Here is a 12,234-nt window from a genome sequence, read left to right as displayed (position 1 = left end):
GGTCGACTACGAGAACGCCGCACTGACCGAGCCCGAAGCCGCATAGAGGAGTCCTCCACGATTCCGGGGGAACCACAGTTCTGACGCCGCTCATTGCGGCCGTCGCAGCCTGCAACACAAGTCAGCCCACCCCCGCGGCTGAACCAGCGCACACGGTCACCGTTACCGAGTCCGGCGCGCCCGACACGGCGGCTACATCCGGCGCTCCGGTGGCTCCGACGTCTGCCGACTCGACCAAGTTGGCACCGGGGACAACACGTACCGACCAGCAGCAACACCGTCCCGTCACCGGCACACCGACAAAACCATCGCGCGACGACGCCAATGTCGACGCCCGCGATTTCGAAACGGCACCGGGGCAGTACTTCTTCCGCTCCCCCAGCGGCAACGTGTGGTGCGCCATCCGCGTCGACGGCGACGGCAACCCGCCCTTCGGCTGCCAGGCGGCGTCGTCGGTGCCGGCTTCTTCGGGAGTCACCTGCCGCAACACGGCCAACCATTCGTATGCCGTTCGCATCGACGGTGACAAAGTCACGCAGTTCTGCACCTCTCAGGGCATCTTCACCGCGCCGAGTCCACGCACCCTCGCCTACGGCCAGACGATCATGGTGCGTGGCAACTCATGTACCTCAACTACGGCGGGCATGACCTGTTATGGGCGCAGCGGTTTCATCATCTCGCGCGATGTGAACCGGGTGCTGCCCTAAATACGGACACCTACAGCAGCCCACGAATGTAGGCGGCCTGCCCGATGTGTTGCGCGTCGTCGTCGAGCACACTGACCAGTCGCACCCCCATGGTGACCGCGGGAGTCCAGTTATCGTCGACGACGACGTCGAGGTCGGCGTCGGTTGGGTCAGCACCCGAATGGCCGGTGAAACCACCGGGCGGTGGTGACTTTTCGCCCGGTGGGAGCGGTATCACGCCGGGCCACCCCGGATTGCGATAGACCGGCGCAGCCGCGCCGTAGCCTGACACGTTCTCGTGTAGGGTGAATTATGTTGGTGTGCACTGATTTCAACCGAGCGGCGGCGCTTCGGCCCTGGCGTAGAATTCATGAACGAGCCTTCATAGATGTTGGCTTGAGTTTCGGCTGGTAACCGTGGGCACGGCCCCAGGTATGGGTAAGCCCCTGGTGTGGTGGGGTTTCGGCCCTAAGCCTCGATCCACCGATCGAGGTTAAGATGCCCTGGAGACCGTCTGCCGTCAGCACAACTGCTGCCAGACAGAGTTTATGGCGCCCATGCGGGGACGAAGTCGCAGGTTCGGACGGTTCGCTCGCGAGCGGGTCGTAAGTACTTAAGATCCGCCCAGTGTCGGTTCGAGTCCGACTGGGGGCACTGTGTTGGCGTCCGATCCACGATTGTTCGATCGGGCGGCAACGGAGCCGACGACCATTGCTCCAACTATTGTCGTACCCCGTCGATACTCTGGATTTGTTCGATGACGCCGCGCCGGTGCCGCATCCTCCGATGCTGGTGGATCGTTGTTGTCGGACCCCATCGTTAGCCTGATTGTGGTTGCTGATTCGTTGGCCGCCGCCGTCTCATAGAAGGGTCGTCTGGTGTTCTCCTTCACCGATCACGACGCCGATGACACCGTGTTGTCGGCGCCGCTCGATGGTGTCGCCGAACAGATGGCCTACGCCGAGGGTGTGCGCGACACGCTGCGCTTGAGCCGCCAATCCGAGGCCCGCACCGTGCTCGGTGCCGGCATGATCGGCGACCGCGCCTACAACGACCGCATGAACGGACAAGGCCCACACGCCAACTCCAGCTCCCACACCGCAGCCCACAAATACGCCATCGGCGAGATCTCCCTGCAACTGGGCATCACCCGCGGCAAAGCCGGCGAATGGGCCTCACTGGCACACATGCTGGCCGACTTGCCCAAAATCCGGTTGGCCTACCTCGCCGGAGACTTCAGCACCCACCGCGTCACCGAACTGGCCACCAGCTCGCAGACCGCCCCCAAAGGCAACCTGCGACCACGCCTCAACGACATCCTCGACCAAGCGCTCGGTCCCCGACCCGACACCCCAGTCGAGGAACCCACCCCAGACGCAGACGCGTGCGCCGACGGTGACGGTGACGCGAGCGTTGACGGCGACAGCGACCCGGACGGCCGCGACGAGACACCCCAGGACCCGGCCGAAGCGCCCGTCGATTTCGAAGACATCGCCCTGGAACTGGCCTACCGGCCCACCCCCGACACCGTGCTGCGCGACGAACTCGACAGCGCACTGATCAGCCTGGACCCCGACGCGCACGCCCAAGCCCGCGAAGACGTCGCCCAAGCCTTCCAGAACGTCACCTTCGCCAAAGAAGCCTTCGGCCACATGCAAATGTCGGCCTGCCTGAGCGCCGAACACGCCATCCACCTCCAACACCGCATCGCCGACCTCATCGCCGAACGCGTCTGCCGCCGCGACCCCCGCCGCGTCGGACACCGACGCGCCATCGCCCTCGCCGAAATCCACAGCGTCCCCGACGTGCGCCTGGAATGCGCATGCGGCTACGACACCTGCACCGCCCGCACCCGCAAGCGGGCCGCCGACGCGACCCCGTCGGTGGCGGTCGACGACAACGCGGTCACACCCGAGACCACGGCCACGCCCGTCGACGAGAGCACGGACTCCGCCGGCACCGATGAGCCCACCGAACCCGACACCACTACGGTCGAACCTTCTGCCGCACAGTCGACTTCCACCGACACCGCCGCTGATCCGACATCCGACGACGACCCCGGCGACGGTAGCGAATCAACAACGTGGACCGCGCGATGCGATGCACCGACCCCCGACGTGCGCGGACCGTCAGCCGACTGCCCCGACAACGTGGGGTCTGCACACAACCCCACCGAGGTCGACCCGCTCGCACACCACCACGTCGCCGAACACACAGTCGACGACGAAAGCCCAGGCCACCAAAGCCCACCCGACGGAAAACGACGCCCAGTCAACGGGAAACAGCGCCCAGTCGACGGGAAACGACGCACACTCGACGTGCGGCGGGTGCGCTGGAACGAGTCGGTACCTGCCGTCCTCGCACCGGCACCGGCGGTGCTCGAGCCCCGCTGCGCGGCGACCCCGCGCGTCCACCGGATCTTTCGCTACCGCGACTATCGCTGCCGACACCCGTAGGCGCAGGGCCGTCTCGCACGCGAGGCACAGCTATGCGCGGCGTCCACACCCGACCGCAGGGGCCGGGCGTTGACGCATGCACATCTGACGGCCATGACCCGACTACGAGCCCCCAGAAATGGGGTCAGTCATCTACATTGACGATTCAGGTTCATACATTTGGTCGATAGATTTGCGATTTCGAATCTCCGTAACGTCATCAGAAGTATCGGGCATCGCACGGTACGAAGCATTGCTGCACTCAGCCCCGCAGCACGTATGTGACGGAGAAATGACATTGGCGCACCGCGGTAAGCATCGCCGACCAGCACAGTTGTCAACGAACCGATTCCGGAGCACATCGACGCGCGCGACAGCGGTATCGGCCGTCGCCGGAGCCGTGTGCATCGCGACGCTCGGCCCCCTCGGACCCGCATCGGCGGGCGCCACCGCCGTCGTCGACGACCTGATCGACGACGGCATCGTCTACGACGCGACCGACGACACCAACGGCCTCGACTTCCTGGACGACGTGCCCGGAAACGCGATCATCGTCGTGACCCCGGGGACCGATGACGCAACGCTCTTCCCGCGCATCTATCCACTCATGGGCAGCCGGACCACCCTGGTGGTCAACTATCCCGAGTCGTTCGGTCCCATCATCGCCGGCAAGACCGGGACACTGCCCTTCCTGGCGCCGCTCTATGACGACTCGAAAGACGTGGCAGTCGACCGCAATCTCGACGTCATGCGCGCGTTCGCCGGCGCAGCGCCCGGAGGGCCTCCGATGGTGGTCTACACCGGCTACTCGCAGGGCGCCGACGCCGTCGGCAATGCAGCCGAGATCGCCCACGAGGGTGGCTACCTCGATCCCACACGGACACGGATCGTCTTGGTCTCCGATCCGCGCAGCCCGTGGGGGATCAAGTCGTGGCTGGCCGATACGCCGATTCTGCCGCAGATCGCCGGCGTGATCGGCATCGAATCCGACGGGGCCCGCAACCCCGGCGCGACCGGGAACACTCCCGTGACGTCGGTGATCGTCGTCGGAGACCCCGTCGCCAACTTCCAGTGGGTGTGGTACCGGCCCGTGTCGTCGCTGATCGTCGACGCCGCAGGGTTTCTCACCGTCCACAGCGGCAACGGACCGCAGACATACGCCGACATCAACCGGTTCGACGACCCGACGGTCTACCACAGCGTCGACGGCAACACACGCTACGAGGTGTACGACGTCGGACATCCACTCGCGCTGGCCACCCAATGGGTGCACGACGAACTGGGCATCCCCTACACCGCCGATGATGTCGAGGACTGGAACCGGGCGGCCGAAGCCTTCTATCCGATGCAGCGACCCGGAGTCGAGAACTCGGCCGTCCCGGTCACGGCTGCCCCCACCCCATACAGCGTGACGATGACCTCCGCCGCGGCCACCGGTGCGCCTGATACCGGAGCCGACCAGAGACAGTCCCGCGCTGCCACAGACACATCGGCGACTGATCCCACCGATGATCCGTCTCCCACATCCGCCCGAATCAGTCCGAGCACGTCGGAGATCGCCGCGGCACCGGACCCGGTACCGCAAGCACCAGAGCCGACGCCGCCCACGACACAGTCCACGCCGCCGTCCGTCGACACCGGGCCGAGCGTCGACAACCAGGTACCGGCCCCGACCGTCGTCGCGGACTCCCCGGACGACCACGCCGACAACACGCCGGACACGACCGGACCGAGTGCTGAGTCCGCGTCGGGCAGTGCCGATCCGGACAGCGGGGTCGCGCCCGACACCGTCACTTCACCGGAGACGGACACCTCGCCGGAAACTGCGGCCTCCACCGACGACGCCTCGGCGGGCTCGACCGAGAACTGACCGGCGGCGACGAACAACGCCGCCGGGCGTCAGCCCAGCGTGACCTTCCCGTCGGCGACGCTGATCGGTCGCGATGCCAACGGCTCGGTCGCGGGGCCTTCGATGACACTGCCGTCCTCGGCGGAGAACTTGCTGCCGTGACAGGGGCAGATGATCTCGTTGTCGGTGACATCGCTGACCGTGCAGCCCTTGTGGGTGCAGACCGCGGAGAATGCCTTGTACTCCCCGTCGGCAGGGTGGGTGACGACCGTCTTCACCGCCTCCATCACCACACCCCCACCGACGGCGATAGAGGCGGCATCGGGCAGCAGCCCGCCATCCCCGGACGATTCGGCACCGGACGAATCGGCATCGGCCGTGGTGGTGGACGCCGAATCGGTGCTGTCGTCGGACCCGCAGGCCGCGAGTGCGGCCGCACCGGCAACGGCGGCCGCACCGCCGAGCACCTTGCGTCGTCCGATCGTAATGGGCATGTTGACGTTGCTCATGACTCTCCCGGGCTGTGGGTAACTGGCATGACCTCGCGTTCATCGTGCCAAACATCGGGAGCCGCCACACCCGGGCCGCAGGATTGGCCGCAACGCGATCTCCCGGACGTCACGGGCGATGTGCGCGGTCCCGACCTACCGGGCCGCGTCTGGGCATAGGCTCGCGAGGTGACCGACGCACGACCCGCCGCCGGATCGCCGCGCGAACTCGCGGCGGCTCTCGAGTCCACCGGCTATCTCGCCGATGACGGTCTGGCCATGGCCGCCTTCCTCGCCTTGCGAATGGGACGACCCCTGTTCTGCGAGGGCGAACCGGGCACCGGCAAGACATCACTCGCGGTAGCACTGGCCGAGGCGTTGCAACTGCCACTGATCCGGCTGCAATGTCACGAGGGCATCGATGCCTCGCAGGCTCTCTACGACTGGGATTTCCCGCGCCAACTGCTGCACCTGCGCACACTCGAAGCGGCCAGCGGCGGCGCTCTGGACGCCGACGCAGCCGAATCCTCGCTCTACACCGAACGTTTCCTGCTCGCCCGGCCGCTCCTTCAGGCACTCACCGACGCGCCCTGTGTACTCCTCGTCGACGAGATCGACCGCGCCGACGACGAGTTCGAGGCGTTCCTGCTCGAGTTGCTGGACGAGAACGCGGTGACGATCCCCGAACTCGGACACATCCGGGCCGCAACGCCGCCACTGACGATCCTGACCTCCAACCGGACCCGTGAGGTGCACGACGCGCTCAAACGCCGATGCCTCTATCACTGGCTACAACACCCCGACCTGGACCGCGAGATCGCCATCATGCATCGCCGGGTACCGGGCATCGCCGACGACCTGGCCACCCAGGTGGCACAGGCAGTGCACGTCCTGCGCGGCCTGGAATTGCTGAAACCACCGGGCGTGGCCGAGACCCTGGATTGGGCACGCGCCCTGCGCGAACTCGATCGTGATGTGCTCGACGCCGAGATCGCCGCCGCCACCCTCGGTACCGTCCTGAAGTACCGCGAAGATCTCGATCGCGTCGCCCGCGCCGGGCTGGACCGTCTGCTCGCATGACCGGCGAGCTGATCGGCGTCGCTGGGTTCGCGCGGACCCTGACACACGCCGGGCTGCCGGTCGCGACCGACTCCGTCGAAACGTTCCTCCGCGCGCTGCGCGAGATCGACCTCGCCGACGTCGACGCGGTGTATTGGGCCGGCCGGGCAACCCTGTGCCGTGACCCGGACGACCAGCCGCGCTTCGATCTCGCCTTCGACGCCTGGTTCGGCGATCAGGTCCCACGCGCCACCCGACGCCCCACCCAGCCCAAGCACAGCCCGATGGCCGCGCTTCAGACCGCCGGCGAACAGCGCACAGACGGATCGGGGCCACAGCTGGCGGTGGCCGCCGACGACACCGAGGTGCTGCGCCACCGCGACATCTCCTCGCTGTCGGCGGCCGAACGCGCCCACCTCGCCGAACTCATCGCGGAGTTGCGGCCGCGCCCGCCGCGGCGGGCCGCCCTACGTCGTACCCCGGCCCGGCGGGGACGGGTCGATCCACGACGCACCGTGCGCGACATGCTCGCCGCCGGGGGCGAACCGGTACGTCCGAGCCACCATCGATCCGCCACCCGGCCACGCCGCGTGGTACTGCTGTTGGATGTCTCCGGATCGATGAGCCCCTACGCCGATGCCCTGCTGCGCTTCGCGCATGTGGTGACCCGCGCGAACCCGTCCGGGACCGAGGTGTTCTCCCTCGGCACCCGGCTCACGCGACTCTCGGTGGCGTTACGCGCCCGCGATCCCGAACTGGCGCTCGCCGCCGCCGGTCGCGCCGTGCCGGACTGGGCGGGCGGAACTCGGCTCGGCGACACACTGCAGGCTTTTCTGGACCGGTGGGGTCGACGGGGATTGGCGCGTGGCGCGGTGGTGGTGATCTTCTCCGACGGTTGGGAGCGCGGCGATCCGGCGCTGCTCGGGCAACAGATGGCACACCTGCGTCGCCTCGCCAAGGCTGTGTTGTGGGTCAACCCGCACGCCGGTGCGCCCGGCTACCAGCCCGTGCAGGGCGGGATCGCCGCCGCACTACCCCACCTCGACCTGCTGCTCGCCGGACACTCGCTGGCGACGTTGCAGGAACTGCTGGTTGCGGTCCGCGAGGCCTGATTCGTGTCTCGCAGGACACCAGCTCATAACGGCGACGAATCCGGGGCGCCTAGTACGGATTCCGCGATTTCGGTGATCTGGGACACAGTGGTGGCGCAGAGTGACGGTGGAAGGTTTCGCCCGGCGCCAGCCCACGACTGCCGGCATGCATTGGAGGCCCCATGCGCATCACCCTCACCGTCGACGGCACAACCTACACCGACGACGTCGAACCACGGACGCTACTCGTCCACCACCTACGCAATCAGCTGGGCAAGGTCGGCACCGTGGTCGGTTGCGACACGAGCAACTGCGGCGCCTGCACCGTCCTGCTGAACGGACACAGCGTCAAGTCCTGCTCGGTCCTGGCCGTGCAGGCCGACGGCGCCGACGTCACCACCGTCGAAGGGCTCGCCCGCGACGGCACGTTGCATCCCGTGCAGGCGGCATTCCGCGACAACCACGGCCTGCAATGCGGTTACTGCACTCCCGGCATGATCATGTCGACGATCGATCTGCTCGGCGACAACCCGAGTCCCGATGAGCACGCGGTACGCGAAGGCCTCGAAGGCAACCTGTGCCGCTGCACCGGCTACCAGAACATCGTCGCCGCCGTCCTCGACGCCGCCGACAAAATGCAGGCCACGGGAGGTGCCCAGTGACCGCGACCGTCGAACCGAGCGCTGCCGCCGAACACGAGATCGGCAAGGCCCGCGTCCGCAAGGAAGACGACCATCTCATCACCGGCCGTACCCGCTGGACCGACAACATCGTGCTGCCCGGCATGCTGCACATCGCGATCCTGCGCAGTCCGATGGCGCACGCACGCATCGCAAGCATCGATGCCGAGGCGGCCAAGCAGATGCCCGGCGTCGTCGCCGTCTACACCGGTGCCGACCTCGCCGAGGAACAAGCCTCCCTGCCCAACGCAATGCAGATCACGCCGGACATGAAAGTCCCACCGGCGCCGTCGCTCGCAGTCGACACCGTCCGTTTCGCCGGCGAGGCGGTCGCGATCGTCGTGGCCCGTGATCCGTACGCCGCGCATGACGCGTTGGAGAGCATCGACATCGACTACGACGACCTGCCTGTCGTGCTCGATCTCGCCGCCGCCGCGCAGGACGGAGCCGACCTGGTCTATCCGGACATGGGCACCAACGTCCAGGCAGTGTGGGTGTTCGACTCGGCCGAGGCGGGCACCGGCAGCAGTGTGGAGGACGCGATCCGCGATTCCGAGGTCGTCGTGGAACGCACGCTGCGCCAACAACGCCTGATCCCCGCGTTCATGGAGCCGCGGTCGGTGGTCGTCGACCCGACGGGCCCCCAGATCACCATGTGGTCGGCCACCCAGGTCCCGCACATCCTGCGATTGATGCTCGCGATGACACTCGGCATCCCCGAACACAAGTTGCGCGTCATCGCCCCCGATGTCGGCGGCGGATTCGGCGGCAAGCTGCAGGTGTGCCCGGAAGAGGTGCTCGCACTGCTGATCGCCCGGCGCCTGGGCAAGCCGGTGAAATACACCGAGTCGCGCAGTGAGTCGATGCAGGCCGCCCACCACGGCCGCGACCAGATCCAGAAGCTCACCCTGTCGGCGAAACGTGATGGCACGGTCACCGGCATGAAAGTCGAGTTGCTCGCCGACATGGGCGCCACCCTGCGGGTGTTCACCGCTGCGGTGCCCATCCTGGGCGCGTTCATGTACAACAGCATCTACAAGTTCCCGGCTTATCACTTCTCCTGCACCAATGTCTTCACCAACAAAGTGCCCACCGACGCCTATCGCGGTGCCGGACGTCCGGAGGCCACCTTCGCCATCGAGCGGATGATGGACGAGCTCGCCACCGAACTCGACATGGATCCACTCGCGCTCCGCGAGAAGAACTGGATCCGCCACGAGGAGTTCCCGTTCGACACCGTCGCCGGATTGACCTATGACACCGGCAATTACGAGGCGGCGACCGAAAAGGCGAAGGAGCTGTTCGACTACGAGGGACTACGTCGCGAACAGGCGCAGCGCCGCGAACGCGGCGACACGGTGCAACTGGGCATCGGCGTATCCACCTTCACCGAGATGTGTGGCCTCGCGCCGTCGCGGATCATGGGTCAGCTCGGCGGCGGTGCCGGCGGGTGGGAACACGCCGCGATCCGGATGCTGCCGACCGGCAAGGTCGAGGTGGTCACCGGCAGCTCAGCCCACGGCCAGGGTCACGAGACGGCGTGGAGCCAGATCGTCGCCGACCGACTCGGCGTGCCCTTCGAGGACGTCGAGGTCTTACACGGCGACACCCAGACCTCGCCACGCGGACTCGACACCTACGGTTCGCGCTCCCTCGCGGTCGGCGGCATGGCCGTCGTCAAGGCAGCCGAGAAAGTGGTCGACAAGGCGCGTCCCATCGCCGCGCACCTGATGGAGGCGGCCGAGGACGACCTCGAGTTCACCGACGGCAAGTTCACGGTGAAGGGCACCGAGAAAGCGGTCGGCATCACCGATGTGGCGCTCGCCGTGTTCGCCGCGCACGACATGCCCGAAGGCGTTGAGCCGAATCTCGATTCGGAGGCGACATTCGATCCGGAGAACTTCTCGTTCCCGCATGGCACGCATCTGTGCGCCGTCGAGGTGGATACCGAGACGGGGTTCGTGAAGATCCGCAAGTACGTGTGCGTCGACGACATCGGCAGCGTGGTCAATCCACTCATCGTGGAAGGACAGGTGCACGGCGGTCTCGCCCAGGGCATCGCGCAGGCCCTGTACGAGGACGCGATCTACGACGAGTCGGGCACGCTGCTGTCCGGATCGTTCGCGGAGTATCTGGTGCCGGGCACTCCGGATCTGCCGCACTTCATCACCGACCGCACCGAGACCCCGGCCACCGGAAATGTGCTGGGCGTCAAGGGGGTCGGCGAGGCAGGCACCATCGCCTCGACACCCGCAGTGGTCAACTCGGTCCTCGACGCGCTGCGCCACCTCGGGGTGACCGAGGTCGAGATGCCGTGCAGTCCGATGCGGGTTTGGAAAGCCATCGAGGCGGCCCGCTCCTCGTCCACCCAGGGAGGTGCCAAGTGATTCCGTCCGAGTTCGAGTACGTCGCCCCGACCAGCCTGGCCGAGGCGCTGTCCGCACTGGCCGACGCCGGCGAGGACGCCAAGGTCATCGCGGGTGGGCAGAGCCTGATGCCGGTGTTGCGGCTGCGGTTGAACTCACCCAGCACGATCATCGATCTCGGCCGGATCGAGGAACTGCGTGGGGTGCGCGATGACGGCGACGCGCTCGTCGTCGGGGCGATGACCACCCATCACGACGTCATGACCGATGCTCTCGTCGGCCAACACGCCACGCTGCTCGCCGAGGCCACCGCGACGGTGGCCGACCCGCAGATCCGCCACCGCGGCACATTCGGCGGTTCACTCGCCCACGCCGACCCGGCCGGCGATCTCGGCGCGGTGGCCGTCGCTCTCGACACCACCATGACCGTCGCCGGGCCCAACGGCCGACGCAGCCTCGGTGCCGAAGAGTTCTTCACCGACATCTTCACCACCGCACTCGAACCCGACGAGATCCTGGTCGACATCCGCATCCCCAAGCACACCGGTTGGCGCGCCCACTACGAGAAGTTCCACCGGGTGTCACAGAGTTGGTCGATGGTCGCGGTCGCCGCGACCGTCGACGTCGACGGCGGGACCATCCGCAACGCCGCGGTCGCACTGACCAACATGGGCGCGGTACCGGTCAGGGCCCGCGGAGTGGAGCAGGCGCTGGTAGGGCAGTCCGCAGACATCGACGTGATCCGGGCGGCCGCCGACCATGCCGCCGAGGGCGCCGAACCGATGAGCGACACCAACGCCGACGCCGAGTACCGCACCCACCTGGCGAAGGTGCTCACACGCCGAGCCGTCGTCACCGCAGCGGGAGTCTGACCATGCAGCTTGAACACGCCTTCTCCGTCGACGCACCGATCGACGACGTCTGGAATGCCCTGATCGATCCCGAGAGGGTCACCGGGTGCATGCCCGGTGCCAGCCTGACCGGGGTCGATGGGGACAGCTTCACCGGCCAGATCAAAGTGAAGATCGGCCCGGTTGCCCTGGTGTACAAAGGCACCGGGACCTTCGTCGAGAAAGACGAGAGTGCCCACCGCGCGGTGATCGAGGGCAACGCCAAGGAATCCCGCGGCCAGGGCACCGCCAAGGCATCGGTCACGATGACGCTGAAGGATGAGGGCGACCAGACCACCGGGACCGTTGTCACCGACCTGGCCATCACCGGCAAACCTGCCCAGTTCGGTCGGGGCATGCTGTCGGATGTCGGCGGCAAGATCATCGACCAGTTCTCGTCCTGCCTGTCGAAGAAACTCGGTGAACCGGCGCCGGCCGCGCAACCGGCAGCCACACCACCGTCAAACGGGCAGCCGGCTGAATCCGAGAGCGCCGGGGCTGCCGCAGCCACCACCCCGGTCCAGCCGTCCACCGAGCCGCACGCCGAGGCAGAGGCGCTTGACCTCATGCAGTACGCCGGCGGCTCGGTGGCCAAGCGCGCGGCGCCGCTCGTCGGTGCGTTGGTTCTCGGCGCGATCGTGTTCATCCTGGTACGCCGTCTCCGTAGCTGAGATCGATTCCCCCATCCGG

At 67.2% G+C, this 12,234-nt stretch carries 10 protein-coding genes and 1 pseudogene; 9 read left to right on the top strand and 2 right to left on the bottom strand.

All coding sequences use genetic code 11. The features are described from left to right. Window positions 1–209 precede the first annotated feature (209 nt). Window positions 210–707 (top strand): hypothetical protein, encoded by a 498-nt coding sequence (locus tag VX037_RS21670; protein ID WP_266059644.1) that lies wholly within the window; start codon window positions 210–212, stop codon window positions 705–707. Window positions 708–717: 10 nt separating this feature from the next. Here VX037_RS21670 and VX037_RS23785 read toward each other — a convergent pair. Continuing rightward, a pseudogene (locus VX037_RS23785) lies at window positions 718–852 on the bottom strand (mycothiol transferase); the annotation flags it as partial. Between the two features lie 712 nt (window positions 853–1,564). On the opposite strand from VX037_RS23785, the gene VX037_RS21660 reads away from it, so the two are divergent. Continuing rightward, window positions 1,565–3,142 (top strand): hypothetical protein, encoded by a 1,578-nt coding sequence (locus tag VX037_RS21660; RefSeq protein ID WP_328715840.1) that lies wholly within the window; start codon window positions 1,565–1,567, stop codon window positions 3,140–3,142. A 379-nt stretch (window positions 3,143–3,521) separates the two neighbouring features. Then, window positions 3,522–4,991: a hypothetical protein gene (locus VX037_RS21655; protein ID WP_328715839.1), complete on the top strand. Its 1,470-nt coding sequence runs from the start codon at window positions 3,522–3,524 to the stop codon at window positions 4,989–4,991. A gap of 29 nt (window positions 4,992–5,020) precedes the next feature. Here the strand turns inward: VX037_RS21655 and VX037_RS21650 are convergent, their stop codons facing one another. Beyond that, entirely contained in the window at window positions 5,021–5,479 is a 459-nt protein-coding gene (locus VX037_RS21650) for a QcrA and Rieske domain-containing protein (RefSeq protein WP_328715838.1), read from the bottom strand. 168 nt (window positions 5,480–5,647) lie between these two features. Here VX037_RS21650 and VX037_RS21645 point away from each other — a divergent pair, with 168 nt between their 5' ends. The 6 genes from VX037_RS21645 (at window position 5,648) to VX037_RS21620 (ending at window position 12,215) form a co-directional block, all read left to right on the top strand. Further along, window positions 5,648–6,538: an AAA family ATPase gene (locus tag VX037_RS21645; RefSeq protein WP_235723628.1), complete on the top strand. Its 891-nt coding sequence runs from the start codon at window positions 5,648–5,650 to the stop codon at window positions 6,536–6,538. Next, window positions 6,535–7,629, top strand: a complete 1,095-nt coding sequence (locus tag VX037_RS21640) for a vWA domain-containing protein (protein ID WP_328715837.1) — start codon at window positions 6,535–6,537, stop codon at window positions 7,627–7,629. The genes VX037_RS21645 and VX037_RS21640 overlap by 4 nt, the downstream gene beginning before the upstream one ends. Window positions 7,630–7,790: 161 nt before the next feature. Continuing rightward, on the top strand, window positions 7,791–8,270 hold the full coding sequence (locus tag VX037_RS21635) for a (2Fe-2S)-binding protein (RefSeq protein WP_328715836.1): 480 nt from the start codon (window positions 7,791–7,793) through the stop codon (window positions 8,268–8,270). Then, window positions 8,267–10,675, top strand: a complete 2,409-nt coding sequence (locus VX037_RS21630) for a xanthine dehydrogenase family protein molybdopterin-binding subunit (RefSeq protein WP_266059649.1) — start codon at window positions 8,267–8,269, stop codon at window positions 10,673–10,675. Before VX037_RS21635 ends, VX037_RS21630 begins: the two co-directional genes overlap by 4 nt. Beyond that, window positions 10,672–11,526 carry an FAD binding domain-containing protein gene (locus VX037_RS21625; protein WP_235723624.1) on the top strand — a complete coding sequence of 285 codons (855 nt, stop codon included), beginning with the start codon at window positions 10,672–10,674 and terminating at the stop codon, window positions 11,524–11,526. The genes VX037_RS21630 and VX037_RS21625 overlap by 4 nt, the downstream gene beginning before the upstream one ends. Before the next feature lie 2 nt (window positions 11,527–11,528). Beyond that, window positions 11,529–12,215, top strand: a complete 687-nt coding sequence (locus VX037_RS21620; protein WP_287014865.1) for an SRPBCC family protein — start codon at window positions 11,529–11,531, stop codon at window positions 12,213–12,215. Window positions 12,216–12,234: the final 19 nt, after the last annotated feature.

The organism is Gordonia sp. Z-3 (genome assembly GCF_036233855.1).
In the GTDB taxonomy this organism is placed as follows: Bacteria; Actinomycetota; Actinomycetes; order Mycobacteriales; family Mycobacteriaceae; genus Gordonia; species Gordonia tangerina.
The sequence above is the reverse complement of the archived record's forward strand: the minus strand, read 5'-3'. Positions and strand labels throughout refer to the sequence as shown.

What these genes read in the sequence shown, in the direction of transcription:
- VX037_RS21620 (WP_287014865.1), top strand. Translation starts at nt 11,529, where the DNA reads ATGCAGCTTGAACACGCCTTCTCCGTCGACGCACCGATCGACGACGTC.
- VX037_RS21635 (WP_328715836.1), top strand. Translation starts at nt 7,791, where the DNA reads ATGCGCATCACCCTCACCGTCGACGGCACAACCTACACCGACGACGTC.
- VX037_RS21640 (WP_328715837.1), top strand. Translation starts at nt 6,535, where the DNA reads ATGACCGGCGAGCTGATCGGCGTCGCTGGGTTCGCGCGGACCCTGACA.
- VX037_RS21650 (WP_328715838.1), bottom strand. Translation starts at nt 5,479, where the DNA reads ATGAGCAACGTCAACATGCCCATTACGATCGGACGACGCAAGGTGCTC.